Here is a 26,872-nt window from a genome sequence, read left to right on the forward strand (position 1 = left end):
TTCGGCCCATGATTTGACTTATCCGGCGCCTTCTCGCTGCGTCCAAGAGACGAACAACGCACCCCACGGGGTGCGTTGTCGTTTTTAGAGCAATCCCTCTGGAGATATATCACATACCAAATATTTACAGACCTCGCAGTGCAGCATATAATGAATCCACCTTGATCCTTACGACTTAGGAGTTTTCATGAACGCCACGCTGCTGACCCTTCTCGCCCTCGGTGTTGTTTCGCTGGGTGTTACCGTGACTTACGTGCTCGCGACCTTCCTGCCGATGGGTCTGCTGACCACCGCTCAGGAACATGGCCGCTTTGCTGGTCTGGGTTCGTCGGAAGAGTCGTCCACCGGCATCGGCAGCTCGGCATCGGATATGGTCCTCCAGCCGCGCTTCCTGCACGCCTGATCGTTGTTCGACGATTTTTTGCAGTACCTGTAGTTGGTAGTACCAGGGAAGTTGTGGCGGCCGGCAACTCCCGCAGTGCGGAGTCACCCGCAATCACCCGCAGTCCTCCGCGGCCGTTTTCCCAGTTGTTCGCAATTCGTATTGCCAATGCCCCTGCGCCCGCGATCTCAGGTTGCGACGCAGCTCGGCATCTCTCTCATCCCCCTGGCAGTTTCCACCGGATTTCTCCGGAATCTCGCTTCCCGACCGCTTTCCCGATCCATGCGCCGTTGTCCTGAACCGCGTCGGATTCAGCGCGCCCGCTGATGATTCTGCGTTGTTGCAACGCTCGGGACTTTCCCTAGATGGGGTAATCCGCGACATGCGCCGCAGCATTTTCCATTGATGCCGGAACCCACCCTAAGTTATTGATCGGTATCGGGATTGGTATGTCCGGTCGCGGGGCTTTCATGCACCCGATGCACCAGTCGGCACGGCCGCGCGACTATGTGCTTTCGAATGTCTGCCTGATAGGTCAGGTAGCCCGTCGAATCGCCTTGACTTGCGTGATATACCACATACTGTATAGCACTAGAGCGGCCCAGCCGTTCGATACAAAAAACAAAGCAGCAGTACACACCACGGCACCAATGCAGATGCCGATCCACAACAGCGGGCCCACCCGCCAGAAGGAGACACCATGGAAAGTCAGCAAAGCGCACGCGCGCACGCGTCCTGGTATTCATCGCCGTGGACGCAGCTTGTATTCGGCGTGATCTGTATGGCGATGATCGCCAACATGCAGTACGGCTGGACCCTGTTCGTCAACCCGATCGACGACAAGTACCACTGGGGGCGCACGGCGATCCAGGTGGCTTTCACCATCTTTGTGGTGACCGAAACCTGGCTGGTGCCGATCGAAGGCTATCTGGTGGACAAGTACGGTCCGCGCCCGGTGGTGGTCGGCGGTGGCCTGCTGTGCGCGGTGGCCTGGGTGCTGAACTCGATGGCATCGTCGCTGCCGATGCTCTACGTGGCGGCCGCCATTGGCGGTGTCGGCGCCGGGGCGGTGTATGGCACCTGCGTCGGTAACGCGCTGAAGTGGTTCCCGAATCGCCGGGGCCTGGCGGCGGGCCTGACGGCTGCGGGCTTCGGCGCAGGATCGGCCGCGACCGTGGTGCCGATCGCCAACATGATCAAGAGCAGCGGCTATGAGGCCACGTTCCTGTACTTCGGTCTGGGACAGGGCATCATCGTCATGGTCCTGGGCATGTTGTTGCTGCCGCCATCGGCCAAGATCCTGGCGGACGTGAAGTCGACGCTCAAGGCCGCGACCACCTACAACGCGTCGCCGCGGCAGGTAATGGCGTCACCGATCTTCTGGGTCATGTACGCGATGTTCGTGATGATGGCGGCGGGTGGGCTGATGGCCACCGCGCAGCTGGGCCCCATCGCCAAGGACTTCGGCCTGCACGATTCGCCGGTGTCGATCTGGGGACTCACCTTGCCGGCGCTGACCTTCGCCCTGACCATCGACCGCGTGCTGAATGGCCTGACACGTCCGTTCTTCGGCTGGGTGTCAGATAACATCGGTCGGGAAAATACGATGTTCCTGGCGTTCGCGGTGGAGGCCGTGGGCATCCTGCTGCTGGCCAGTTACGGTCACAATCCTGTGGCATTCGTGGTCCTGACCGGCATCGTGTTCTTCGCCTGGGGCGAAATCTACAGTCTGTTCCCCGCGACGTGTGGCGATACGTTCGGGCCGAAGTTCGCGGCGACCAACGCCGGCATGCTCTACACGGCCAAGGGTACGGCCGCGCTGCTGGTGCCGTTCTCCAGCGTGATCACGGCGGCCACTGGCGACTGGCATGCGGTGTTCATGCTCGCATCGGGCATGGCAGCAGTCTCGGCGCTGATGGCGATCTTCGTACTCAAGCCGATGCGCGAGGCCCACGCAAAAAAGTACGTTCAGGACACCGCGACGACCCCGATGGGCTATCGTCCGGTGCCGGATGACCTGACCTGATCCCTGCGCATCGTTGCAATGGCATCGTTGAAAAGCCCGCCTCGCGCGGGCTTTTTGATTGGTCGCATTTTCCTGAAAAAAGGGAAAGTGATTGCAACACTATCCGGCTAATCAATCGAGTCGGGATTGGCTACGATGCATGCATCCGTCATTTTTCGAAAGGATGCTGACATGAAAGCCATTGGTCTGACCCGTTACCTGCCCATTTCCGATCCCGAATCGCTGGTCGATGTGGAGATTCCCAAGCCCGAAGCCACCGGCCGCGACCTGCTGGTCAAGGTGGAGGCGATCGCCGTGAATCCGGTGGACACCAAGGTGCGGGCGCCCAAGGCCAAGGTCGAGGATACCCCTCGCGTGCTGGGCTGGGATGCGGCTGGCACCGTGGTGGCAGTGGGCCCCGAGGTGACGCTGTTCAAGGTGGGCGATCCGGTCTTCTACGCCGGCAGCATCACGCGGCCCGGCGCGAACAGCGAATTTCATCTGGTGGACGAACGCATCGCCGGCCACAAGCCGGCATCCCTGGACTTCGCGCAAGCGGCCGCATTGCCGCTCACGGCGATCACGGCCTGGGAAGCCCTGTTCGACCGCCTCGGCGTTTCGCCAAAAGGCGACGATGCGGGCAAGTCGGTGCTGATCATTGGAGGGGCGGGGGGCGTGGGATCGATCGGCATCCAGCTCGCCAAGGTGCTGGCGGGACTGACCGTGGTGGCCACGGCCTCGCGCCCGGAGTCCGAGGCATGGTGCCGTCGCCTGGGCGCGGATCACACCATCGACCATCGTCAGGACATGCCGAAGCAACTGCGCGCGCTGGGGTTTGCGCACGTCGACTACATCCTTTGCTTCAACGATACGGACCGCCATTTCCATGCGATGGCCGCGGCCATTGCACCGCAGGGCAAGATCTGCTCGATCGTCGAGAACGCCGGCCCGCTGAGCGTGGGCGAACTCAAGAGCAAGAGCGCCACGTTCGTTTGGGAATTCATGTTCACGCGCGCGATGTTCGAGACGCCGGACATGATCGCGCAGCATCGCCTGCTCAATGAAGTGGCGCGCCTGGTGGATGCCGGCAAGCTGCAGACGACAGTGGGGGACAACCTCGGCGCCATTCGTGCCGACAACCTGCGACGCGCCCATGCCTTGCTGGAAGGCGGACAGACCATCGGCAAGCTGGTGCTGCAAGGGTTCTGATCACTGCGACGCGGGGGCCCTGTACGACATGGGCGGCAGGGCCGGCGCGGCTGCCAGGCCGCACACGAAGCGTGCGAGATGCGCGATGACATCGGCGTCGCGCAGGATGCGCCGGTGGCCCAGGCCCTCGGTGGTAATCAGGCGCGAGTCCGGCCACGCGCCGGCAATGGCGGCGCCATCTTCCCAGCGGACTTCCTTGTCGTCGCGGTCATGAATCACCAGCAATGGCGGTACCGGCCGCGTACGGCCGATATCGGGCACATTGAACGTGGACCAGCTCGCGCCCAGCCACTGTTCGCTGCGGCGTTGCATGCGGTCCAGTACGTGAGGCGCGATGCCAAGCTGCCAGGCCATCGCGGCGCATGCGTCGTACATGTCGGCTGGCGCCCCGATCATTGCCACCCCGCGCGCAGGCAGGCCCTCGCGAATCGCCTGCGCGGCCGCCGCACCGCCCAGCGAATGCGCCACAACGGCGTGCACGGGTCCGACATGCCAGGCCACGGCCAATAGCGATCGCGCCATTTCCAGGATCGAGGTTTGCTGCTGCCCTCGTGCGCCGGCATCGGATGCCCCGTGCGACAGCGCGTCGAAGGCCACCACGCGCATGCCGGCCGACAACAGACCGCCGACCACGGCGTGCCACTGACCAGCATTGCCGCCCCAGCCGTGCGCCAGCAGCACCACCGGCCCCTTGTTGCCCCAGCGATACACGCGTACGCGCCGGCTCGCGCCCTGGCCGGTCACCAGAGCCCATTCCGAGCGCGCTGAATCGAGCAGCCGGCGGCCTTCCGGGCTGTGTTTGCCTCGCGGCGGACTGAACCACAGCCGCTCAAGCGCCGTAGCCGTCGCGGTGGGGAAGAACAGGCTGCCAGCCTGCCAGCGCAGACGGCGCCACGCCATGACACTGGCTTCCAGTGCGCCGGCTACCTTCCGTGGCGAATGGGAGAGTGCGCCGCCAGTGTCCTGACCGGTGGCGCGTTGGGATGCGGATGACAGCACTTGCGGCACGACGAACACCTCCAACTGATCATTTACGGACCTGGTCAGTGATAAGACGTTGCGCGCCTTATCTTTTTTATGCTTTGCGACCGACCAGTCGTGCTATTTTCAGGGCAAGAAAAATGGGCAAAAATGCCGCCTGAACCACCCCTCTACATCGCCACGCCACTTGCGCCGTGGCGGGTGGAAATCCGGAATCGCCATCGCATTCCACTGGACCCTGCCGGATCAGTGTGTCCCGGCAGTTTCTCGGGTGCGATTCTCTCTGAAGTCATTGACCAGGCGCCCGAACGCGCGGCGCGCCATCAATTCCGCGTCGGCGCGGGCCATCAGCCGGGACGACGACTGGTACGACATGCCGATGCCTGCCATCTCGAAGGCAAACTGCCGGGCATCGGTGTCGGGGCGCAGGTCGCCCTCGTCCACGGCATCAGCCACCACGCGCACGATGGTGCTATGCCAGTCCTTGAATGCCTGCACGAGCCTGTCGCGGATCACGCCTGGCCGATTGCGGTATTCCTGCGACAGCGCCATGAATACGCAGCCGCCTTCGATCACGGCGCCCGCAATCCATGCCAGATAGCCATCGAACAGGGTCTGCAGCCGCGCCACACCACGGTTCTGACGCATCGCCGGCTGCACCACGATCTCGGAAAACCGCTCCATGGCCCGGGCGAGCACCGCCTCCTGCAGTGCCTCCTTCGACTTGAAGTGGGCGTAGAGACCGCTCTTCGACATATGGGTGTCGGCGGCCAGCGTGGCGAGCGACAACTGCTCGAAGCCGACCTGCGCGGCCGATTGCAGAGCCTGTTCGATGATCGCGGTGCGCGTGAGCTGTCCCTTTTGCATGCGATCGAGAATAGCACGACCGGACGGTTTGTCAACTTGCCTTATGCCACACGTGGACGATACTGATGTGACGTCAACGCAAAGCGTGCACTACCGTTATGTGGGGGCGGGAGGAGGATGCTGTGCTTTATCCGCCGTTTGGATGAGAGTCTGGCGGCAGAGATCAAGCCATCATAAGAAATCTGTAAAAGTGTTCCACAACAGACCTTACGGAACGCTTTGCGTGCTCTATACTCGAATGCACGTCCGCGCACTTTTTTTTCACTGGTGACTGGAGACCGACATGAACAGTACAGCCGTGCCAAGAGGCGCTAGCGAACCGTTCCGGCAACTGCGGGCGTTGCGTCGAGCGCGCAAGCTGAAGCAGGAGGACGTCGCCCGTAAGGCCGGGATTTCCCGCGAGGCATATCTTCGTGCCGAATCGGGTCAGGCCGACCCGCGCATGTCCACTTTCCTGGCGGCCTGCGAGGCGTTGGGGCTTGAAGTGGTGCTGGCGCCGCAGCATCTTGCTGCCGATGTAAACGCGTTCATTGCCAGCCGCAATGGCGGCGTGACGGCTGCTTCGATGGCTGGCCAGCCTGCCGCGGCGGCCGCACCGGCGACATCGACGCCGTCGTCCGGTGGTTTCGGTTCGGGCCCCACATCGGGGGAGGGCCACAAGCCCGTCTGACCCCTCAGGATTCGTGACAGGACAGGCGATCACCCCGTCCTGTCACGAATTCCGTTTGCAGCGCCGGGTGTCGCTTGCCCGGGCGTAGCCTTGTCTTGCGGCCGCCATGTCCGAGGGTGCGCCGATCCGCTGCCCCCGCAGGGCGCCGTCGCGCGCCGCTGTCCTCGCTTTTCCCGTCTCTTTCGCGTTTCTTCCCGGCCCTGTGCTGACCGGGGCCACTGTGCTTGGCATCCCGCGCCATGGCACGTCTCCGCTCGCCCGCCCGCTGACCTATCGTAATTGTGGTTTGACATCGCCCGCTTGCATGATTACGATTTGGTAAATCAATTTTACTATTCGTAATTCGATGGATATGGCGGCGCCGCCATACCGATGACAAACGCCGGCTTTCAAGCCTGCGGAGGTGTGAGAGGAAGACTCCATGACGCAAACACAACTGCACGCAGTCGAGACCCGTATCGCCGAGTACATGTCCGGCTTCGCCAATGAATTCGCCACCGAGGCGCTGCCAGGCGCATTACCAGTGGGCCGCAATTCGCCGCAACGCGCCCCGTACGGTCTCTATGCCGAGCAGATTTCGGGTACGGCCTTTACCGCGCCGCGCGCCCACAATCGACGCGCCTGGCTGTACCGGATTCGTCCGGCGGCCATGCACAAGCCGTTCGTGCGGATCGAACAGGACCGCTGGCTGAGCCGTTTTGACGAGGTGCCGCCGTCGCCGAACCAGATGCGCTGGAGCCCGCCGGCCATGCCGTCGGTGCCGACGGATTTCGTCGACGGCATCGTCACGATGGCCGGCAATGGCGGCCCCGAGGCCCAGACCGGCTGCGGCATCCATCTGTATCTGGCCAACCAGTCGATGCAAGACCGCTACTTCTACAACGCCGACGGCGAGATGCTCATCGTGCCGCAGCAGGGCCGCCTGCTGATCGCCACGGAGATGGGACGCCTGGCCGTCGAGCCGCAGGAGATCGTGGTGATTCCGCGCGGCGTGCGCTTCCGCGTGGAGCTGCCCGACGGCGAGGCGCGCGGCTATATCTGCGAGAACTACGGTGCCCTGTTCAAGCTGCCTGACCTCGGCGTGATCGGCTCCAATGGCCTGGCCAACCCGCGCGACTTCCTGACGCCGGTGGCCAGCTATGAAGACCGCGAGGGCACGTTCGAACTGGTGGCCCGCTTCCAGGGCAACCTGTGGCGTGCCGAGATCGACCACTCGCCGCTGGACGTGGTGGCGTGGCACGGCAACTACGCGCCGTACAAATACGATTTGCGACACTTCAACACGATTGGTTCGATCAGTTTCGATCATCCCGATCCGTCGATCTTCCTGGTGCTGCAGTCGCCGTCGGACACGCCGGGCGTGGACACCATCGACTTCGTGATCTTTGGCCCGCGCTGGCTGGCGGCGCAGGATACGTTCCGCCCGCCCTGGTTCCATCGCAATGTCGCCAGCGAGTTCATGGGCCTGATCGCCGGCGTCTACGATGCCAAGGCCGAGGGTTTTGCGCCGGGCGGCGCCAGCCTGCATAACTGCATGAGCGGCCATGGCCCCGATGCGGAAACGTTCGAGCGTGCGTCGGTATCGGACACCGCCACGCCGCACCACATCACCGACACGATGGCGTTCATGTTCGAAACGCCGGGCGTGATCCGGCCCACTCGCCATGCCGCCGAATCGGCGCTGCTGCAGCACGACTACTACACGTGCTGGCAGGGCCTGAAGAAGCATTTCAACCCGAACGTGCGCTGATTTCCGGAGTTCCAGAACAATGACTGCCCCCAAGACCAGCTGGGTTGCCTCGGCCAACGACGGCCAGACCCATTTCCCGCTGCAGAACCTGCCGTATGGCATCTTTTCGATTGGCAACGGCGCACCGCGCGTGGGCGTGGCCATCGGCGACCAGGTGCTGGACCTGTCCGTGCTCGACGATGCCGGCCTGCTGCCCGCCGCCACGAAGGGCGCCTTTGCCGCGCCGAACCTGAACCGCTTTATCGCACTGGGCAAACCGGTGTGGACCGAGACACGCGCCGCGCTGACGGCCTTGCTGTCCGCCGACAACCAGACGCTTGCCGGCAACGCCGCGCTGCGCGACAAGGCCCTGGTGCCGATGTCGGCGGCGAAGCTGCATCTGCCGGTCGACATCCCGGGCTACACGGATTTCTATTCGTCGCGCGAGCATGCCACCAACGTCGGCCGCATGTTCCGCGATCCGGCCAACGCCTTGCTGCCGAACTGGCTGGAGATCCCCATCGGCTACAACGGCCGCGCCAGTTCCGTGGTGGTCAGCGGCACGCCGCTGCGTCGCCCCAACGGCCAGATCAAGCTGCCCGACGAGGCGCGCCCGGTGTTCAGCCCATGCCGAAAGCTCGACTACGAGCTGGAAATGGCGTTTATCGTCGGGAAGCCGTCGAACCTGGGCGAGCCGGTCAGCACGGCCGATGCGCCCGCGCACATGTTCGGCATGGTGATCCTGAACGACTGGAGCGCCCGCGACATCCAGCAATGGGAATACGTGCCGCTCGGGCCGTTCAACAGCAAGGGATTCGGGACGTCGATCTCGCCCTGGGTTGTCACCATGGATGCGCTCGACCCGTTCCGCAGTGAGAACCCGGCCCAATCCCCCGAGCCGCTGGCGTACCTGCAACAACCGGCTCGCAACGCCTACGATATCGCCCTCGAAGTCGCGCTGCAGCCACAGGGCGCAACCACGGCGACCACGGTCTGCCGCACCAACTTCAAGGCGATGTACTGGACCATGGCGCAGCAGCTGGCGCACCACACGGTGTCGGGCTGCAATGTGCGCGTAGGAGACCTGATGGGTTCGGGCACGATCAGCGGCACCACACCCGATTCGTTCGGCAGCCTGCTGGAAACCACGCGCAACGGCGCCGAGCGCGTGACGCTGGCCGGTGGCGTGACGCGTGGCTTCCTGGAAGATGGCGATACGGTGACCATGACCGGCTGGTGCCAGGGCGATGGCTATCGGGTCGGATTTGGTGAAGTCACCGGCACCATCTTGCCGGCGCGCTGAATACCCGCCAGACGGGGCGGCAGAGGTCCATGGGGCGGGGGTAGCCGGCAGGTTGCTCCCGCCCTGTAACATTTGCCCAAGACCGTTACAGTTTGCGCCATAGCGGACGCCTTTGTGCGAGAATTCGCCCCTGATAAAAATGGAGGGTCGAAGTTCGATGTGCTGGCACGATCCCATCTTTGGTGGGGTATGTCGCAGCTCGCAACTATCCGACACCTATAACAGCAGTTGCACTGCTACCGGCCTGTCCCGCCTGGCGCGAGACCGGTCTTGATGCAGGCGCCCAACCTTCGAAGGGTGACGGCGAAAGCACTGCATTTAATATAAAAGCGCCGAAATCTCCTGATTTCGATGCTAATTTCAGGGAAAAAAGGAAATGTCCCCGGGGTCGTGCGGGCGGCACGCGCTTTGCGAACGCCATGGCCACCGCCTCGATGCAGGCTCCGGGCTCACCATCCACCCAATGCGCACGGCATGGCAATGGAATTCGGAATTCGCGCATGGGCGGCCTCGGCGCCGGCATTGCAGACGGCGGATGCCTGGCGGGCATGGAGCCGGGACCCATGGCTGCCCGAGGGCGGCGACCTCCCCGCGCTTGCCGCCATGGCTCCCATGTTGCGCCGGCGCGTCAATGCGCTGGGCAAGGCGGCCCTGCATCCAGCGTACGGCGTGACTTCTGGCGAAGTCGCGCCCGCTTCGGCTTTCCATGGCCCTGCCGTGTTCGCGTCGCGCCATGGCGATACCCCGCGTGCGTTCGATATGCTCAGCGAACTGGCGGCGGCGCAGCCGCTTTCGCCCACCGCTTTCGGCCTGTCCGTCCACAATGCCATTGGCGCGATGTTCACGATCGACCGTGGCGATGCGTCGAACCTGCAGGCGGTAGCTGCCGGGCGCGATACCGTCGAGACGGCGGTGGTCGAGGCCTGTGCATCGCTGGGCGACGGTGCGGACGAAGTGCTGCTGGTGTGCTATGACGCGCCGCTGCCCGAAGCGTATGCCGAATTCGCCGACGAACCCGGCTGCCTTTTCGGCTGGGCCTGGCGCATCGGGCGCCCGCGTGCCGGCGAACCGGTCTTGGCGCTGGAGATCGTGGCCCCACGCAGCGGTGCCGATGCGCCCACGGCGCATCCGCTATTGCCGCATGGGCTCGATGTACTGCGCTTCATGCTGGCTGGCGATACCGAGCTGGTGCATCGCGGCGAGCGCGCGATCTGGAGGTGGCGCCGCCATGGTTGAGCGGCTCGATCGCGCGTGGCGGGTGTGCGCCACCGGTTTCTGTTTTTCGAGCTTCGGCATCGGCGGGCTGTTGCTGCGCGTGCTGGTGTTCCCGCTGCTGATGCTGCTGCCCTGGACGGATGCCAAGCGCCAGAGTGTCTGCCGCGCCGTCATTCATCATGCGTTCCGGTTCTTCGTCTGGCTCATGCACGTCGTGGGAGTGATCCGCCACGAGGTCCGCCACGCCGAGCGTCTCCAGCGCGGCGGCCTCCTGATCGTGGCCAACCACCCGTCGCTGATCGACGTGGTGTTCCTGATGGCGCTGACCCGCCGGGCCGACTGCGTGGTCAAGTCCGCACTGACGCGCAACCCGTTCACGCGCGGCCCGGTGCTGGCTACCGGCTGGGTGCGCAACGACGGCGGGGCTGCCATGGTGGACGACTGTATCGAATCGCTGCGGGCCGGCAACAATCTCATCATCTTTCCCGAAGGCACCCGCACGCGGCCAGGCCAGCCTCTGCAGTTGCAGCGCGGCGCGGCCAATGTGGCGGTGCGCGGCGGCTTTGCGCTGACCCCCGTGGTCATCCATTGCGTGCCGCCCACGCTGACCAAGGGCGAGAAGTGGTATCACGTGCCGGTGCGCCGCCCGCGCTTCGTCATCGATGTACGTCCGGACGTGCCGGTGTCCGAATGGGTGCCGGAGGGCACCGAGGACGCCTTGGCCGTACGGCATCTGACGCAGGCACTTTGCAACTTTTTCTCCAGGGAGATCCGCCGTGACGGCGCTTGAGCAAGAAATCAAGGAACTGATCATCTCGTCGCTGTCCCTCGAGGACGTGGCCGCGGATGATATCGACACCACTGCGCCGTTGTTCGTTGACGGCCTGGGCCTCGACTCGATCGACGCGCTGGAATTGGGGCTGGCGCTCCAGAAGCGCTATGGCATCACCATGAACGGCGACAAGGAAGAGATCCGCTCGCGCTTCGCCAGTGTCTCGGCGCTGGCAGCGTTCGTGGCGTCGCAGGGCAACCGCGCCCAGGCCTGACCTGCGCCATGACCAATATGGCAAGAGATTGCATCACACGGAACCCGACATGACTCACGACGAAATCTTTGCGCGCGTGGCCGCGGTTCTCGAGGAAACCTTCGAGATCGACCCGGCACGCATCACGCCCGAGGCCCGGCTGTACGACGATCTGGACATCGACAGCATCGACGCCGTGGACCTGCTGGTGAAGCTCAAGCCGATGCTGAACAAGCCGCTGAAACCCGAGCAGTTCAAGTCCGTGCGCACCGTGCAGGACGTGGTACAGGCGCTGGCATTGCTGATCGACTCACCGGCCACCGCCTGATCCCCCCATGGCCTGGCGAAAGTGGGGGCTGGGGCTTCTCACGCTGTCCTATCCGGTGGTGATCTACCTGGGACTGCAGCATTTCTCGCCGCGCCTGATGGCGCTGGCGCTGGTGGCGCTCGCGCTGCTGCGTGCCGGCACCAGCCGGCGTGCCGGATGGCGTGCCATGGCGCTGCTGGCTGCCGGACTGGCGCTTGTCGTCATGGTGTCCGGGCATGCGTTGCCGCTGAAGCTCTATCCGGTGCTGGTCAATGTGGCGATGCTTGGCGTGTTCGGCTGGACGCTCAGGCATCCGCCGTCGCTGGTGGAGCGTCTGGCCCGTCTGCGCGAGCCCGAACTGCCCCCGAGCGGCGTGGCCTATACGCGCCGCGTCACGCAGGCGTGGTGCCTGTTCTTTGTGTGCAACGGCACCATTGCGGCGCTTACGGCCTTCGCGGCCAGCGACCGCATCTGGGCGCTCTATAACGGCGCCATCGCCTACGGCCTGATCGGTGCGATGTTCGCCGGGGAATGGCTGTTGCGCCAGCGCGTCATGGCGCGCAGCGCGGAGAATCGTCATGGGTGAAGCATTGCCGGTATGGACCGGCCTGGGCGGGGTCATGGCGGCGCTGGCGGCGAAGGCGTCGCAGAACAGCCCGCCGGTGGTGGCGTGCGGCGATGGCGCGTGCGTGGATGCGCGGCGTTTCGTGGCGCGCGCCGCAATGTGGCGCCGAACCCTGGCCAATGCCGAGGGCCGGCGCTGGGGAATCTACTTCGACGGCGACACGGCGGAATTCGCGGCGGCATTGTTCGGCGCCTGGCATGCGGGCAAGCATGTGGTCCTGCCCGGAGACGCCCGGCCCGAAACCCTGGCGGCACTGCGCGGACAGACCGACGGCTGGGTCGGGCAGTTGCCCGGCGCCATCGTGCCGGATGCCGGCACGGCCCCGGCCAACGATGGGGGCGGCCTGGATGGTGCTGGCTGGCCGGTGCTGGCCACCTACGACACGTTCGTCACGTTGTTCACGTCCGGTTCCACCGGCGTGCCGAGTGCCATTCACAAGCGGCTGGCGCAACTCGACGCCGAGGTCCACACGCTGCAGCAAGCCTTCGCCGGCCGGTTCGACGCCGATGCGCGCGTACTCTGCACCGTATCGCATCAACACATTTACGGGCTGCTGTTCACGGTGCTGTGGCCGCTGGCCGCGGCGCGTCCGATGCCCACGGGCCGTCTGCAATTTCACGAGGAACTGATTGCGGCCTGTCGGGCCGATGCCAGCGCGGCCATCCTGGTCAGCAGCCCGGCGCACCTCAAGCGCATGCCTGCGGGGCTCGACTGGCCAGTGGTACGCGCTGCACTGCGGGCCGTCTTCTCGTCGGGGGGACCCTTGCCGCCAGAAGCCGCTGCTGACGCACTGCGCCATATGGGGCAGTCGCCGGTGGAGGTCTTCGGCAGTTCCGAGACCGGCGGCATTGCCTGGCGCCAGCGCGCCGTGCATGCCGACCGCTGGACTGCGCTGCCGGGCATCGCCTGGCAGTTGCAGGACGGCTATCTGGCCGTGCGCTCGTCCCACCTTGCCGACGATGGCTGGCATGTCTGCGCCGACCGCGTGCTCCCGGCGGGCGAGGACAGTTTCGTTCTGGCTGGCCGGGCCGACCGTATCGTCAAGATCGAGGAGAAGCGCATCTCGCTCACGCAGATCGAGCAATGCCTGGCTGCGTCGCCGTGGGTGCGCGAGGCGCGTGTGGTGACGATCGAACTCGATGTCGGCATGCGCGTGGCCGCCGCCGTGGTGCTGAACGACGAAGGCGCAGCGCGGCTGGCCGCAGCAGGGCGAGGTGCCATTGGCACGGCGTTGCGCCGCCATCTGGCCGAGGCCGTCGACCCCGTGGCGCTGCCGCGCCGCTGGGCGTTCCCGCTGGCACTGCCATGCAATGCGCAGGGCAAGACCACCGAGGTGATGCTGCGTGACCTGTTCCGCCGCACGCTACCGGCGGTCCGCTGGCTGACGGGGGACGAGGCGTCCGCCACGGCCGAACTCGACGTGGCAGAGGACCTGGCGGTGTTTGACGGACATTTTCCGGGCGCCCCCATCGTGCCCGGCGTCGCGCAGGTGGACTGGGTGATGGCGCTGGCGCCGCTGAAGCTGGCCGTGCCGCCCCGCCGGCGCTTTGCCCGGCTGGATACGCTCAAGTTCCAGTCCGTGATCCGTCCCAATAGCGTGGTGCGGCTTGCGCTGACCTGGCAGCCCGACGCGCATGCGCTTGGCTTCCGTTTCAGCTCCGGTGCCGGCCCGCACGCCAGCGGCAAGATCGTTTTTCATCCCGAAGCCTGATGACCGCCGAATTCCGCCCCGTCGTGCTGGTGCCCGTCTACGACCATGAAGGTGCGATAGGCGCCATGGTGGATGCCATCCTGAAGCATCCGCTGCCGTGCCTGCTGGTCGACGATGGCAGCAGTCCACCTTGCGAGAAGGTGTTGCGCGACCTGGCCGCAGCCAACCCCGAGCGCGTCCGTCTGGTGCGACTGCCGCAGAACCAGGGCAAGGGCGGGGCCATCATGGCCGGATTCTCGGTGGCCGCCGAGCTTGGCTATACGCACGCGCTGCAGATCGATGCCGACGGCCAGCACGACGCCGACTGCATCCCGCAGTTCGCGGCGCTCGCCAGGGCCAACCCGGAGGCGATGGTCTGCGGGCATCCGGTATACGACGAGTCTGTGCCACGGCACCGGCTCTATGCACGCTACCTGACCCACATCTGGGTCTGGATCAACACCCTGTCGTTCGACATCCGCGATTCGATGTGCGGGCTGCGGGTCTATCCGCTGGCGCCGGTCATCGATCTGATGCGCGACGTGCGGCTGGGTCGACGGATGGAATTCGACACCGAGGTGCTGGTGCACCTGGTGTGGCGGGGCGTGCGCGTGTTGAACGTGCCCACGCGCGTGACCTATCCGTCCGATGGCGTTTCGCACTTCCAGGCGTGGCGCGACAACGTACTGATCTCGCGCATGCATACGCGCCTGTTCTTCGGCATGGTATGGCGCATGCCGCGCCTTCTGTGGCGCAAGGTGGCGGCATGACGTCCTCGGCCCCGAACTCCGGCGCCACGCTGCAGGCGGCCCGGTCCAGGCACTGGAGCACCATCGGCGAAGTCACATGCATGTGGGGCGTCTGGTGCCTGTACTTCCTGTACCGGATCTTCGGCAGGGCGCTGTTCCGCTTCGCGGCCTACCCGGTGGTGACCTACTACTGGGCCACGCATCCGCTGGCCCGGCGTTCGTCGCTCGATTTCCTGGCGCGCGTGCAGCAGACGGCCGGCACCATCGGAACGGTACCCGGCTGGCGTCACACGCTGCGGCATCTGTTCTCGTTCGCCGATACGCTGCTCGACAAGCTGCTGGCCATCGGCGGCCGCTATCGCTTTGGCAACGTCACCCGGGAAGGCAACGAGGTGCTGCTGGATCAGATCGCGCGGGGGCAGGGCGGCATCATCATGACCGCCCACATGGGCTGCCTGGAGCTGTGCCGCGTGCTGGCCAACCAGCGCGACGGCATGCGCCTGACCGTGCTGGTGCATACCCGCCATGCCGAGCGCTTCAACCGCATCCTGTCGCGCATCGACCCGAAGTCCGGCGTTCAGTTGTATCAGGTGGACGATATCTCGCCGGCCACGGCGCTTGACCTGACCGCCAAGGTACAGGCCGGCGAATTTGTGGCCATTGCCGGCGACCGCGCGCCCGCGCACGGTGGCCGGGCCGTGCGGGTGCCGTTCATGGGGGCGCCTGCGCGGTTTCCGGTGGGCCCTTATGTGCTGGCGGCGCTGATGCGCTGCCCGTTGTACGCGATGGGCTGCGTGCGGCAGGGAGACGGCCACCTGTTGCGCTTCACCGAACTGTCGCGCGCCGTGGTGCTGCCGCGGGCCAACCGCGAGGCCGCACTGACCGCGCTGGCCGCGTCATATGCGGAGTGGCTGCAGGCACTGGTCACGCAGTCGCCGTACGACTGGTTCAATTTCTACGATTTCTGGGCCGACGATCCCGTGCAGACGGGGCGTCAAGGTATGCCCCGGGCTTGAGGCCCGTGCGTTCCAGCCAACTGGCATCGCCATGTCCAAGGTTATCCATCACTTCATTACGCTGACGCCCGCGTTCCACGACCTCGATCCGATGAACGTGGTCTGGCACGGCAACTACATCCGCTATTTCGAGCTGGCACGTTGCGCGCTGCTGCGCGAAATCGACTACGACTACCCGCGCATGCGCGATTCCGGGTATGCCTGGCCCGTGGTGGACCTGCGCGTCAAGTACATGCGTCCGCTGGTCTATGGCCAGGCCGTGGAGGTTCACGCGACGATCGTCGAATGGGAGAACCGGCTCAAGATCGAGTACGAGGTCCGCGACGCAGCGTCGGGCCAGCGCCTGACCAAGGGCTACTCGATCCAGGTAGCCGTGGACATGCAGACACAGGAGATGCTTTACGTCTGCCCGCCGGTGCTGTTCCAGAAACTGGGGGTGGAGCCATGAGGCGCCGGCACGTGATGTACCTGCTCGCGGGCGGACTGGCCGCGGGGGTGCTGGGCGGCGCCGTGCCCGCCCATGCCGGCGACCTTCTCGGTGACGTGGCCGCGCGGTTGGCCGATGCGCCGGTCATCCGGGGACAGTTCGAGCAGACGCGCCGGCTGGCTGGTTTCAGCAATCCGCTGGTGTCGCGCGGCGATTTCGTGCTGGCGCGCGGCCGGGGCGTGGTCTGGAATACGCGCGAGCCGTTTCCATCAAGCCTGCTGGTCACGCCGGACCGCCTGGTGATGCGCGGCGCCGACGGCAAGGTGCAGCAGCAGATGCAGGCCGATAGCCAGCCAGCCATGCGGGTGGTGGGCGAATCGATGATCGCCGTGCTGCGCGGCGACCTGCGCAGCCTGCAGACGCGCTTCGAGGTGACCGGCAAGCTCGTGGGCAAGTCGGGCTGGGCGCTGACGCTGACCCCGGCCGATGCCGGCATGCGGCGCGTGTTTACGCGGATCGAACTGGCCGGTGACCGCTTCGTGCGCAATGTGCGGCTGGAAGAGGGCAGCGGCGACAGTACCGTGGTCCGCATGATCGACCCTTCGGCGGCAAACAGGCTGACCAGCGCCGAGGAGCAGCGTTTTGAGTGACACGGCAGGCGGCGTGGCGATGCGTGGCGGACTGACCCGCACGGGGCGCTGGCTGGCCATCGGCTGGCTGTTGCTGGTGGTGGCGCTGGCCGCGCACCAGTTCCAGTTCTGGCGGGCGTCGCGGCTGGACACCGACGTCATGGCGTTGTTGCCGACCAGCGAGCGCACGGCCACGGCCGACCTCGTGTTGCGGCGGCTGGCTGACGGTGTGGCGCGGGAAGTGGTGGTACTGGTGGGCAGTCCGGACTGGGCGCGCACCCGCGCCGCCGCGCAGCGTTTCAGTGCGGCCGCCGGGCGGCAGGCGGACCTGCTCAGGCCGGTCGACAAGATCGCGGCCTTCGACTTCGATGCGGCCCTGGCGTTCTACCGGCCCTGGCGCGACCGGCTGCTGACCGATGCGCAGCGCCGACAGCTACAGGCCGCCGATCCCGACGCGCTGGCCCGGCAGGCGCTCACGCGGCTCTACCAGCTTTCCACGGGCCCGCGCCTGACCGACTGGGCAGCAGATCCGATCGGGCTGTGGCAGGAATGGTGGCTGTCCCGGGCGGCCGTCACGCGCGTGCATGAGCGCGACGGGATGGCGGCGCTATCGGGAGACGGCCTGGAATGGACGCTGCTGTCGTACCAGATCACCAAGCCGGCGTTTTCCGCAAGCGGCAATACGGATTACGGCGACCTGATCAAGGCCGCCGAAGCCGCCGCGCTTCAGGGGGACGACGGCGTGCGTGTGATAGCGGCCGGGATTCCGCTGCACGCCGAAGCCGCCGCTGCACAGGCCAATCTGGAAATGAACGTCATCGGCTGGGGCTCGCTGGCGGCGGTGCTGCTGCTGGTCTGGCTCGCGTTCCGGTCCTTGCGCCCGATCGTGCTGGTGGGGCTGTCCCTGCTGATCGGCACGGCGGCGGCGATCTCGGCCACGGCCATCGTGTTCGATCGCGTGCATCTGGTGACGCTGGTGTTCGGCGCCAGCCTGGTGGGCGTGGCCGAGGATTTCGGCATCCATTATTTCGTTACCCGCCAGGCCATGCCCGGCGCATCCCCGCCGAAGGTCATGCGGTTCCTGCTGCCCGGCATGGCGCTGGCGCTGTTGACCAGCGTGGTGGCCTACCTGGCGCTGGGGATCGCGCCATTCCCCGGACTGCGCCAGATGGCGCTGTTTTCGGCAGTGGGGCTGGTAGCGGCCTTCCTGACCGTGGTGTTCTGGTTCCCGCTGCTGGACCGTGGCAAGTTGCGGCAGACGCGGCTGTCCACGTGGCTGGCCGACAGCCTGGCGCGCTGGCCGTGCGTGCGCAACGATGCCCGCACGTGGATGGCGCTGGCCGGACTGGCGCTGTTCATCGTGCCAGGCCTCTGGCAGGTACGCGTCGTCGACGACGTGCGCCAGTTGCAGAGTTCGCCGCCGGCCCTGATCGAGGCCCAGCGTACGGCGGGCCGGCTGCTCGGCACGCCCAGCCCGGCGCAGTTCGTGCTGGTGCGCGGCGCCACGCCAGACGAAGTGTTGTCCCGCGAGGAAGCCGTCAAGGCGCGGCTGGCCGATTCCATCGGCCGTGGCGACCTGGCCGGCTTCCTGTCGGTTTCGGACTGGGTGCCGTCGGCTGCGCGCCAGCGTGCCGATGCGACACTGACGAAACGCCAGGAGCTTGCGGTGCGTCAACGTGTGGCCCATGCGTTGGGCGGCACCATTGCGGCGCCGCCTGCAGCGGAAGGCGATGAGGTGCTGACGCTGAACGCGTGGCTGGCCCATCCGGTGTCGGGCACGCTGCGCCATCTGTGGCTGGGCCGCGAAGGCAGCGGCTATGCCAGCGTAATGCTGTTGCGCGGGCTGGAAAGGCCGTCGGCCATGCCGGGCATCGCGCACGAGGTCAGTGAGGTGAGCGGGGCCGAGTGGGTGGACCGCATCGCCGATCTGTCGGGCCTGTTGCATCACTATCGCGTGCTTATGAGCTGGCTGCTGCTGGCGGGCGCCGCCGGTGTGGCGCTGCTGCTGGGCTGGCGCTATGGCGCCGCCGGCTGGCGCGCGCTGGTGCCTACACTGCTGGCGGCGGCGTTCAGCGTGGCTGTGCTGGGCTGGCTGCAGGTGCCGCTGCAGCTGTTCTCGGTGCTGGCCCTGGCGCTGCTGCTGGGAGTCGGCGTGGATTACGGCATCTTCCTGCTCGAACATCCCGGCGATGGGGTGTCATGGACGGCCATCGTTCTCGGTGCGGCCAGCACGCTGCTGGCGTTTGGCCTGCTGGCCTTGTCTTCCACGCCGGCGCTCCATGCGTTCGGCATGACCATGCTTTCGGGCGTGGGTGCGGTCTGGGTGCTGTCACCATGGTTTCGTCCGGCCGCCCGCCTATCCAATCACATTGAACAGGGTTGATTCACATGAAGAAGGAACAGGTAGAAGTTCTCATCGTCGGCGCCGGCCCCGCGGGCTCGGTGGCGGCCGGCCTGTTGCGCCGCCGCGGCATCGAGGTGCTGGTGATCGAGAAGGAGACCTTCCCGCGCTTCTCGATTGGCGAGAGCCTGCTGCCACAGAGCATGGCCTACATCGAAGAGGCCGGCATGCTCCAGGCCGTGGTGGAGGCCGGCTTCCAGTACAAGAACGGCGCTGCCTTCTCGCATAAGGGGCAGCACACAGCGTTCGACTTCCGCGACAAGTTCTCGCCGGGCTGGGGCACCACGTACCAGGTGCAGCGCGCCGACTTCGACAACGTGCTGATCCGCGAGGCCGCGAAGCAAGGCGCCCAGGTGCGCTTCCGGCACGTGGTGGAAGCGGTGGACGTGAGCGGCGCCCGGCCTCTGGTGACGGTGCGCGACCCGGACGGCGAGGTCTACACCGTGGAGCCGAAATTCCTGCTCGATGCCTCTGGCTTCGGGCGCATCCTGCCGCGTCTGCTGAAGCTGGAGTCGCCGTCGAACTTCCCCGTGCGCGCGGCCATCTTCACGCACGTGGAAGACCGCGTGCCCGTGGGCGCATTCGACCGCAACAAGATTCTGATCAGCGTGCATCCCGAGCACGTGGACGTCTGGTACTGGACCATCCCGTTCTCGAACGGCCGCTGCTCGCAGGGCGTGGTGGCGGAAAAGTCGTTCCTCGACCGCTATGCCGGCGACGAAATGGCGAAGCTCAAGACGCTGGTCGGCGAAGAGCCGGGCCTGGCCGGACTGCTCAAGGACGCCAACTGGGATACCCCGGCACGCCAGATCGTCGGCTATTCGGCCAACGTCAGTTCGCTGTGGGGCAACGGCTACGCGCTGCTGGGCAACGCCGGCGAATTCCTCGACCCGGTATTCTCGTCGGGGGTGACGATCGCTTTCAAGTCGGCCAGCCTGGCTGCAGCCTGCGTGGCGCGGCAGATCGCCGGCGAAACGGTGGACTGGGACGCCGAGTACGCCAGGCCGCTTAAGGCCGGCGTGGACTGCTTCCGCACGTACGTGGAGGCATGGTACGAAGGCAGCTTCCAGAAGGTGATCTTCCATCCCAACGGCACGCCCGAGATCCGCCGGATGATTTCGTCGATCCTGGCCGGATACGCGTGGGATACCGACAACCCTTACGTAGCCGAGTCGCGGCGGCGGCTTGGCGTGCTGGAGCAGCTTTGCTCGGCTTGAGCCGTACCCTGGCCGCTGCCGCATGCGTGGGCCTGGTGGCGCTGGCCGGGTGTGCGACGCAGCCGCCACGAGACGGCACGTCCGCTGGCGCAGCGTCCGGCACGCGCGCCGAGCGTGCGGTGCCGCTGCTGCGCATGCCGCCGGGGTCACTGGGCCGCACCCTGAACCTGCAGCAGCAGATCACGGTGCAATACCCGTCGCCGCAGGGCGAGCAGACACGCGACATGCTGGCGCTGCTTGAAGCCGATGCCGCACATACCCGGCTGGCCGCGGTGGCGGGGGGCCAGGTGCTGGCCCGCCTGGACTGGGACGGTCACGACCTGCGCGTGAGCAAGGCACCGTGGGCACCCCCGGAACTGCTGCCCGAGCGTATCCTCAGTGATCTGCAGTTGTCGCTGTGGCCGGTGGCGGCCATCCAGGCGGCACTGCCGGCGGGCTGGCGCGTCGAAGTGGCGCCCGGTGTTCGCCAGTTGCGGGCGGGCGACGAAGTCGTGGTGGAAATCCGCTATCCCGACGCCCGGACCACGCTGTTCGAGCAGCGGCGTGACGGCTATCGGCTGACGATCCGTACGCTGCAGGATCTCGGCGGGCGGCAGGACTCAGGGCAGGAGAGGGCGCAATGACGGTCTACATGAATGCGATGAACGTGATCTGCGCGCTCGGTAGCGGCGCGGATGCCGTCCGCGCGGCACTGTTCCGGACCGATGGTCCCAGCGGCGGCGAGCTGACGGACCGCTATACGCCTGGCATGCCGTTGCATCTGGGCACCGTGCGCGAAGCCGTTGCCGCCACCGATCTGCCCGCTGGTATCGCGCCGGAACTGTTCAGCCGCAACAATGCGTTGCTGGACCGCACGCTGGCGGCGATCCGTCCCGCAGTGGAAGCCGCAATGGCGCGGGTAGGCCCACAGCGCGTGGCGATTGTGCTCGGCACCAGCACATCGGGCATCAGCGGCGGCGAGATCGCCGTGAGCGAACGTGCCCGCACGGGCGCTTGGCCCGCCGGATTCCATTACGGGCAGCAGGAGCTTGGCTCGCCCGCGCAATACCTGGCGCTGGCGCTGGGCGTGGCCGGGCCGTCGTACACGATTTCCACCGCTTGCTCGTCGAGCGCCAAGTCCCTCGTCGCCGCGGCGCGCCTGCTGGAGCAGGGCATTGCCGACGTAGCCATCGCGGGTGGGGTGGATACGCTGTGCGCGTTCACGATCGCGGGATTCCGCTCGCTGGACAGTGTCAGCGTCGAACGCTGCAATCCGCTGTCCGCGAACCGCCAGGGCATCAATCTGGGCGAAGGTGCGGCGCTGTTCCTGATGTCGCGCGAAGCAGGGCCGGTGCGGCTGGCCGGCTGGGGTGAGACGTCGGACGCGCACCACATGTCCGCGCCGGACCCGGCTGGCGCCGGAGCGCGTGCCGCGATGCAGCAGGCGCTGGCGCGCGCCGGCTTGGGCCCGGCGGACATCGACTACCTGAACCTGCACGGCACCGCCACGGAACAGAACGACGCGATGGAATCGCGCGCGGTGTCGGATCTGCTGGGCTCCGATGTGCCGGTCAGCTCCACCAAACCGCAGACCGGCCATACGCTGGCCGCCGCCGGCGCGGTGGAGGCAGCCCTGATGTACCTGACGCTGGACGGCAATCCGCATGGCAGGCTGCCCGCGCACTGGTGGGACGGCGTGGCCGACGACGCCTTGCCGGCGCTGCACGTGGTGGGGCCTGACGAGTCGCTGGGCCGGCCCGTGCGGCATGTGATGAGCAATTCGTTCGCGTTTGGCGGCAGCAACAGCGTGCTGGTGATGGGACGGGGCTAAAGATGAATACAACCGAACCGATATCGAATCAAGTGCAACTGCCTCCGGTGGCCGAGGTGGTGCCTCACGCAGGCGCGATGCGCCTGATCGACGAACTGGTGCATGTGGATGCCGACGGCTGCGTGGCGCGCGCCACGGTACGCGCCACGCAGCTGTTCGTGGACGATGACGGCATGCCGGGCTGGGTGGGCATCGAATACATGGCCCAGACCATTGCCGCATGGGCTGGCGCGCAGGACCGCATGGCCGGGCGTCCGGCGGGCATCGGCTTCCTGCTGGGCTCCCGGCGCTACGCGTGCGACGTGCCCGCATTTCCCGTGGGCAGCGTGTTGACGGTGGCCGCCCGCGTGGAACTGGCCGGCGAGAATGGCTTGGGAATGTTTGCCTGCACGCTGTCGCTGGATGGCCGCGAGGTGGCGCGCGCCAATGTTTCGGTATTCCAGCCTGCCGATGCGCGGGCGTTTCTCCAGGGGCAGCAAGCATGACCAACAAGACCGTGCTCGTCACGGGTTCCTCGCGCGGCATTGGCCGCGCCATCGCGTTGCGCCTCGCGCACGATGGCTACGACGTGGTGGTGCATTGCCGCGCGCGGCGCGACGAGGCCGAGGCCGTGGCCGACGCCGCGCGGGCTTTCGGCCGCAATGCGCGCGTGCTGGCCTTCGACATTGCTGACCGCGAAACCACGGCCAGCACCCTTCTGGCCGACATCGAGGAACACGGCTGCTACTACGGGGTGGTCTGCAACGCAGGCCTGGCGCGCGATGCGGCGTTTCCCGCCATGACAGGCGACGAATGGGACGAAGTGGTGCATACCAACCTGGATGCGTTCTACAACGTGCTGAACCCGCTGGTCATGCCGATGGTGCAGCGCCGCCAGGCCGGCCGCATCGTCACGCTGTCGTCGGTGTCGGGGCTGGTGGGCAACCGGGGACAGACCAACTACAGCGCGGCCAAGGCCGGCATCATAGGCGCCACCAAGGCGCTGGCCATCGAGCTGGCCAAGCGGCAGATCACGGTCAACTGCGTGGCCCCGGGACTGATCGATACAGAGATGATTGACGAACACGTGCGCGAAGAGGCACTGAAGATGATCCCGGCCCGACGTGTGGGAACGCCCGACGAAGTGGCCGCCACGGTGGCCTTCCTGCTTTCGCCAGATGCCGGTTACATTACACGCCAGGTGATTTCGGTGAACGGGGGGATGTTTGGATGAAGCGGGTCGTAGTTACCGGCGCGGGCGCAGTGAGTGCCCTGGGCAACCATTGGCCGACGGTGCGCGAGCGCCTGGCCAGCGGGCGCAACGCCGTGGTGCAGATGCCCGAGTGGGACGATATCCGGGGGCTTAACACCCGGCTCGGCGCGCCCGTGCCGGCGTTCACGCTGCCGCCGCATTACACGCGCAAGCTGACCAGGTCGATGGGGCGGGTGTCGCTGATGGCAGTGCTGGCCAGCGAGGCCGCGCTGGCCGACGCCGGCCTGGCAGGCGATCCGCTGGTCACGAGCGGACGCATGGGCATTGCGTACGGGTCCTCCACGGGCACGCCGTCGGCGGTGCAGGACTTCGGGCGCATGATGAGCGAGCGGTCGACCGAGGACATCAGCGCCACCACGTACATCCGCATGATGCCGCACACCGCGGCGGTGAACATCGGCGTGTTCTTCGGCATCACGGGGCGCATCCTGACCACGTCAAGCGCGTGCACGTCCGGCAGCCAGGGCATTGGCTATGCGTACGAGACCATCCGTATGGGCAAGCAGGTGGCGATGCTGGCGGGCGGCGGGGAAGAGTTGGACGCCACCGAGGCGGCGGTGTTCGACACACTGTTCGCCACCAGCACGCGCAACGATGCACCGCACACCACGCCGCGCCCGTTCGATGCCGACCGCGACGGCCTGGTGCTGGGGGAAGGGGCGGGGACGCTGGTGCTGGAGGAACTCGAACACGCGCAGGCGCGAGGCGCGCGTATCCTCGCCGAGATCGTCGGCTACGGCACTAATAGCGACGGCGCGCACGTGACGCAGCCCCAGGCCGATACCATGGCCGTGGCCATGCGCCTGGCGCTGGAGGAAGCCGGCATTGCCCCCGGGGCGGTGGGCTACGTCAACGCGCACGGCACGGCCACCGATCACGGCGATATCGCCGAATCGCATGCCACGCATGCGGTGTTCGGCCCGGATATCCCCATCAGTTCGCTCAAGAGCTTCATGGGCCATACGCTGGGCGCGTGCGGCGCGCTGGAGGCCTGGATGACCATCGAGATGATGCGCGACCGCTGGTTTGCGCCCACGGCGAACCTGACCAGGCCGGACCCGCGCTGCGCGCCGCTGGACCACATCATGGGCGAGGGTCGCCGCATCGACACCGATTACGTGATGACCAACAATTTCGCGTTCGGGGGCATCAATACCGCGCTGGTATTCCGCCGCTGGCACACCTGAATCCGCAGCAATGCCGCGCCGCCGTGACGTAATTCGTCTAACCTGTTCCACAACCAAAAAGAAAGGAAGGTCAATGAAACTCGCCGCCCTCCCGCTGGCTGCCGTTGCCTGTGCGGCCACACTGCTGTCCACGCCCGCCGCCGCGCGCGATACAAAGTACATGCTGCCGTTCGCCGACGTGCTGAGCATGCCCGAAGCGCAGGAAAAGCTCGATGGCTCGGTGAAGTTCTATCTGTCGGGTGCCAAGACGCCCAAGGTGCTGGAAAAGAAGGACAGCGACGTCTCGAACAAGAAGACCAACGGTGTGGGAAAGAGCGACGAGGAGGCCTGCCGCTGGGCCGCGCTGTCCGCGCTGATCGCCTTCCAGGAGAAGGCCAAGTCGGTGGGCGCCAACGCGGTGGTCGACATGGTGAGCTATTACAGGAAGGATACCAACGCCAGCGCGACGGAGTACGAATGCCACGCCGGAGCCGTGGTGGCGGGCGTTACCCTCAAGGGCACGTACGCCAACGTGGCGAACTGATCCGTCACCCAGACACGCTGCGCCAGAAGCTGCCGAAGGAACCCGTCACCATGCCGATTGCCCTGCGTACCGGATCGGTCATGGCCTTTGCCGCCATGGCGCCACCTGTCAGCCGCTGGATGTCCGCCGAGGAACTGGCGCGGCTGGCGGCCATGCGGGCGCAGCAACGCGCCGAGCAGTTCGCGGCGGGCCGCTGGCTGGCGCGGCGGCTGCTGGCCGTGACCTTCGGGGGCGATGCATCGGAATGGGCGCTGTCGGCGGCGGAGGACGCGCCGCCGCTGGCGACCCATGTGGCCGGCGCGGTGGGTACGCCGGTTTTCGTCTCGATTGCCCACTCGGGCGATCACCTTGCCTGTGCGGTCTCCGACATGCCGGTCGGCGTCGATATCGAGGAACTGCAGCCGCGCCGCCATCTGGATACGCTGATCGAGGCCACGACCACGGAGGGCGAGCGCGCGGCGCTGCCCGAACTGCTGGCCGATGGCGACGAGGATGCCCGCATGCTGGCGTTCTTCCAGCTCTGGACGCTCAAGGAGGCGTGGATCAAGTGCCACGGTGGCAACCTGTTCCAGACCATGATGGGACAGCTGGTGGAGGCCAGGCCGTCGCCCCTGGCGCAGGCCAACGGGCTGACCTGGCGCCGCAAGAATGCCGTGCTGGCGCTGGCCGCCGCGTCGGGGCTGGAGGATGACCTCGGTCTGCCGCAGGCCGCCGGCTGGCGGCTGCACGCGCAGGAAACCGTCGATTGACCCTGGGCGCGACGCTCAGGTCTTTTCCAGCGAGGCGCACGCCGCGCGCAGGATGGCAGCGTAGTGCTCCAGGTGCGGCTCGATCCGGTACACCGGCCCCGCGATCGAAATCGCATAGCATTCCCCCGACAGCCGCACCGGCCAGGCCAGCGCACCCACGTCGGGCATCGATTCACTGAGGTTGACGTAGGCGCCGCGTTCGCGCGCCTGGCGCAGGTCGGCTTCCAGCGTAGCGGGCGTGGTCAGCGTGCGGGGCGTAAAGCCCTGGAACGCCAGCCGGGGCAGCAGCGCGGCGCGTTCGCCATCGTCCATCGCCGCCAGCAGCGCCTTGCCGATGGAGTTGGCGTGCAGCTCGCGCCGTTCGCCTGCCGTGGCGATATAGCGAATCGCGTGCGGGGATTCGAGCACGTCCAGGTAGACCACGGACGTGCCTTCATGCAGCTTGCCGATGACGATGGTTTCTCCGGTGGCGTCGCGCAATTCGCTCATCGTGCCATGGACGCGGTCAAGTACCGGATCGTGCCGGGCAATCTGCTGGGCCATGGCCAGCAGCCGCCCCGTGGGGTAGTAGCCCTGCCGGCGGGCGGTTTCGTAGAGATAGCCCAGCGATGTCAGGGTGCGGATCAGCGCCAGGCAGCTCGATGCCGGCACCGCCAGCAGGCGCGCCAGTTCCGACAGCGACAGCGCCCGCCGTTCACGCGCAAAGGTCTCGATGATCTCGATGACCCGCAGGGCGGTCTTGACGTTCATTGCCGGGGGTTTTGCGGACTCTGGGCGCTCTGGCATGGGGCTGGGCAGGATCGGACGGGCGCGGTTCGGGGTGGCCCGGGCTGGGGCCGTCGGGGCGGACTGTAGCACGGCGGCGACCGCAGGCGCACCCGAAAGCGCATCTGGTACAACCTTT

28 protein-coding genes are annotated in these 26,872 nt (G+C 66.5%); 25 read left to right on the forward strand and 3 right to left on the reverse strand.

What is annotated here, in order from left to right:
- Positions 1 to 187 precede the first annotated feature (187 nt).
- From BLQ58_RS11825 to BLQ58_RS11835, 3 genes are all read left to right on the forward strand, one after another.
- Positions 188 to 403, forward strand: coding sequence for a hypothetical protein (locus tag BLQ58_RS11825; RefSeq protein WP_029051171.1), 216 nt, complete (start codon positions 188 to 190; stop codon positions 401 to 403).
- Between the two features lie 679 nt (positions 404 to 1,082).
- Complete coding sequence (oxlT, locus tag BLQ58_RS11830; protein WP_029051170.1) at positions 1,083 to 2,408, forward strand: oxalate/formate MFS antiporter; 1,326 nt, start codon at positions 1,083 to 1,085, stop codon at positions 2,406 to 2,408.
- A 171-nt stretch (positions 2,409 to 2,579) separates the two neighbouring features.
- Positions 2,580 to 3,596, forward strand: coding sequence for a zinc-binding alcohol dehydrogenase family protein (locus tag BLQ58_RS11835; protein WP_029051169.1), 1,017 nt, complete (start codon positions 2,580 to 2,582; stop codon positions 3,594 to 3,596).
- Here the strand turns inward: BLQ58_RS11835 and BLQ58_RS11840 are convergent, their stop codons facing one another.
- Together BLQ58_RS11840 and BLQ58_RS11845 are read right to left on the reverse strand one after the other, a co-directional pair.
- Positions 3,597 to 4,496, reverse strand: a complete 900-nt coding sequence (locus BLQ58_RS11840; RefSeq protein ID WP_092597976.1) for an alpha/beta fold hydrolase — start codon at positions 4,494 to 4,496, stop codon at positions 3,597 to 3,599.
- A 327-nt stretch (positions 4,497 to 4,823) separates the two neighbouring features.
- On the reverse strand, positions 4,824 to 5,444 hold the full coding sequence (locus BLQ58_RS11845) for a TetR/AcrR family transcriptional regulator (RefSeq protein ID WP_049815839.1): 621 nt from the start codon (positions 5,442 to 5,444) through the stop codon (positions 4,824 to 4,826).
- Positions 5,445 to 5,727: 283 nt separating this feature from the next.
- On the opposite strand from BLQ58_RS11845, the gene BLQ58_RS11850 reads away from it, so the two are divergent.
- The 22 genes from BLQ58_RS11850 (at position 5,728) to BLQ58_RS11955 (ending at position 25,968) form a co-directional block, all read left to right on the forward strand.
- On the forward strand, positions 5,728 to 6,114 hold the full coding sequence (locus tag BLQ58_RS11850) for a helix-turn-helix domain-containing protein (protein WP_029050932.1): 387 nt from the start codon (positions 5,728 to 5,730) through the stop codon (positions 6,112 to 6,114).
- A gap of 421 nt (positions 6,115 to 6,535) precedes the next feature.
- Positions 6,536 to 7,864 carry a homogentisate 1,2-dioxygenase gene (gene hmgA / locus BLQ58_RS11855; RefSeq protein WP_029050931.1) on the forward strand — a complete coding sequence of 443 codons (1,329 nt, stop codon included), beginning with the start codon at positions 6,536 to 6,538 and terminating at the stop codon, positions 7,862 to 7,864.
- A 19-nt stretch (positions 7,865 to 7,883) separates the two neighbouring features.
- Positions 7,884 to 9,146, forward strand: coding sequence for a fumarylacetoacetase (gene fahA, locus BLQ58_RS11860; RefSeq protein ID WP_029050930.1), 1,263 nt, complete (start codon positions 7,884 to 7,886; stop codon positions 9,144 to 9,146).
- Between the two features lie 480 nt (positions 9,147 to 9,626).
- Positions 9,627 to 10,382, forward strand: a complete 756-nt coding sequence (locus BLQ58_RS11865) for a beta-ketoacyl synthase chain length factor (protein ID WP_254775906.1) — start codon at positions 9,627 to 9,629, stop codon at positions 10,380 to 10,382.
- Positions 10,375 to 11,151, forward strand: a complete 777-nt coding sequence (locus BLQ58_RS11870; RefSeq protein WP_029050928.1) for a lysophospholipid acyltransferase family protein — start codon at positions 10,375 to 10,377, stop codon at positions 11,149 to 11,151. Before BLQ58_RS11865 ends, BLQ58_RS11870 begins: the two co-directional genes overlap by 8 nt.
- Positions 11,138 to 11,407: a phosphopantetheine-binding protein gene (locus BLQ58_RS11875; RefSeq protein WP_029050927.1), complete on the forward strand. Its 270-nt coding sequence runs from the start codon at positions 11,138 to 11,140 to the stop codon at positions 11,405 to 11,407. The genes BLQ58_RS11870 and BLQ58_RS11875 overlap by 14 nt, the downstream gene beginning before the upstream one ends.
- Before the next feature lie 49 nt (positions 11,408 to 11,456).
- A complete protein-coding gene (locus BLQ58_RS11880; protein ID WP_029050926.1) occupies positions 11,457 to 11,714 on the forward strand; it encodes an acyl carrier protein in 258 nt (85 codons plus the stop codon).
- A 7-nt stretch (positions 11,715 to 11,721) separates the two neighbouring features.
- The gene (locus tag BLQ58_RS11885) at positions 11,722 to 12,279 is read left to right on the forward strand and encodes a COG4648 family protein (protein WP_029050925.1); all 558 of its coding nucleotides are present in this window, start codon (positions 11,722 to 11,724) and stop codon (positions 12,277 to 12,279) included.
- Complete coding sequence (locus BLQ58_RS11890; protein WP_049815838.1) at positions 12,272 to 14,029, forward strand: ApeI family dehydratase; 1,758 nt, start codon at positions 12,272 to 12,274, stop codon at positions 14,027 to 14,029. Before BLQ58_RS11885 ends, BLQ58_RS11890 begins: the two co-directional genes overlap by 8 nt.
- The gene (locus tag BLQ58_RS11895) at positions 14,029 to 14,778 is read left to right on the forward strand and encodes a glycosyltransferase family 2 protein (RefSeq protein ID WP_029050923.1); all 750 of its coding nucleotides are present in this window, start codon (positions 14,029 to 14,031) and stop codon (positions 14,776 to 14,778) included. The genes BLQ58_RS11890 and BLQ58_RS11895 overlap by 1 nt, the downstream gene beginning before the upstream one ends.
- Entirely contained in the window at positions 14,775 to 15,773 is a 999-nt protein-coding gene (locus tag BLQ58_RS11900; RefSeq protein WP_029050922.1) for an LpxL/LpxP family acyltransferase, read from the forward strand. The genes BLQ58_RS11895 and BLQ58_RS11900 overlap by 4 nt, the downstream gene beginning before the upstream one ends.
- Positions 15,774 to 15,804: 31 nt before the next feature.
- Entirely contained in the window at positions 15,805 to 16,221 is a 417-nt protein-coding gene (locus tag BLQ58_RS11905) for an acyl-CoA thioesterase (protein WP_029050921.1), read from the forward strand.
- A gap of 14 nt (positions 16,222 to 16,235) precedes the next feature.
- Positions 16,236 to 16,850, forward strand: coding sequence for an outer membrane lipoprotein carrier protein LolA (locus BLQ58_RS11910; RefSeq protein ID WP_049815837.1), 615 nt, complete (start codon positions 16,236 to 16,238; stop codon positions 16,848 to 16,850).
- Entirely contained in the window at positions 16,843 to 19,212 is a 2,370-nt protein-coding gene (locus tag BLQ58_RS11915; protein WP_254775907.1) for an MMPL family transporter, read from the forward strand. The genes BLQ58_RS11910 and BLQ58_RS11915 overlap by 8 nt, the downstream gene beginning before the upstream one ends.
- A 5-nt stretch (positions 19,213 to 19,217) precedes the next feature.
- Complete coding sequence (locus BLQ58_RS11920; RefSeq protein ID WP_029050918.1) at positions 19,218 to 20,447, forward strand: NAD(P)/FAD-dependent oxidoreductase; 1,230 nt, start codon at positions 19,218 to 19,220, stop codon at positions 20,445 to 20,447.
- Positions 20,444 to 21,070 (forward strand): DUF3261 domain-containing protein, encoded by a 627-nt coding sequence (locus tag BLQ58_RS11925; RefSeq protein WP_254775908.1) that lies wholly within the window; start codon positions 20,444 to 20,446, stop codon positions 21,068 to 21,070. The genes BLQ58_RS11920 and BLQ58_RS11925 overlap by 4 nt, the downstream gene beginning before the upstream one ends.
- Positions 21,067 to 22,257, forward strand: a complete 1,191-nt coding sequence (locus BLQ58_RS11930; protein ID WP_029050917.1) for a beta-ketoacyl-ACP synthase — start codon at positions 21,067 to 21,069, stop codon at positions 22,255 to 22,257. Before BLQ58_RS11925 ends, BLQ58_RS11930 begins: the two co-directional genes overlap by 4 nt.
- Before the next feature lie 2 nt (positions 22,258 to 22,259).
- The gene (locus BLQ58_RS11935) at positions 22,260 to 22,742 is read left to right on the forward strand and encodes a hotdog family protein (protein ID WP_049815836.1); all 483 of its coding nucleotides are present in this window, start codon (positions 22,260 to 22,262) and stop codon (positions 22,740 to 22,742) included.
- Positions 22,739 to 23,470, forward strand: coding sequence for a 3-oxoacyl-ACP reductase FabG (gene fabG, locus BLQ58_RS11940; protein ID WP_029050915.1), 732 nt, complete (start codon positions 22,739 to 22,741; stop codon positions 23,468 to 23,470). Before BLQ58_RS11935 ends, fabG begins: the two co-directional genes overlap by 4 nt.
- Positions 23,467 to 24,696 (forward strand): beta-ketoacyl-ACP synthase, encoded by a 1,230-nt coding sequence (locus BLQ58_RS11945; protein ID WP_029050914.1) that lies wholly within the window; start codon positions 23,467 to 23,469, stop codon positions 24,694 to 24,696. Before fabG ends, BLQ58_RS11945 begins: the two co-directional genes overlap by 4 nt.
- A gap of 73 nt (positions 24,697 to 24,769) precedes the next feature.
- A complete protein-coding gene (locus BLQ58_RS11950) occupies positions 24,770 to 25,219 on the forward strand; it encodes a hypothetical protein (RefSeq protein ID WP_029050913.1) in 450 nt (149 codons plus the stop codon).
- Between the two features lie 50 nt (positions 25,220 to 25,269).
- Positions 25,270 to 25,968 carry a 4'-phosphopantetheinyl transferase family protein gene (locus BLQ58_RS11955; RefSeq protein ID WP_029050912.1) on the forward strand — a complete coding sequence of 233 codons (699 nt, stop codon included), beginning with the start codon at positions 25,270 to 25,272 and terminating at the stop codon, positions 25,966 to 25,968.
- Between the two features lie 15 nt (positions 25,969 to 25,983).
- Here the strand turns inward: BLQ58_RS11955 and BLQ58_RS11960 are convergent, their stop codons facing one another.
- Positions 25,984 to 26,718, reverse strand: a complete 735-nt coding sequence (locus BLQ58_RS11960; RefSeq protein ID WP_029050911.1) for an IclR family transcriptional regulator — start codon at positions 26,716 to 26,718, stop codon at positions 25,984 to 25,986.
- Positions 26,719 to 26,872 lie beyond the last annotated feature (154 nt).

It is taken from the genome of Ralstonia sp. 25mfcol4.1 (assembly GCF_900104095.1).
Taxonomy (GTDB): domain Bacteria; phylum Pseudomonadota; class Gammaproteobacteria; order Burkholderiales; family Burkholderiaceae; genus Cupriavidus.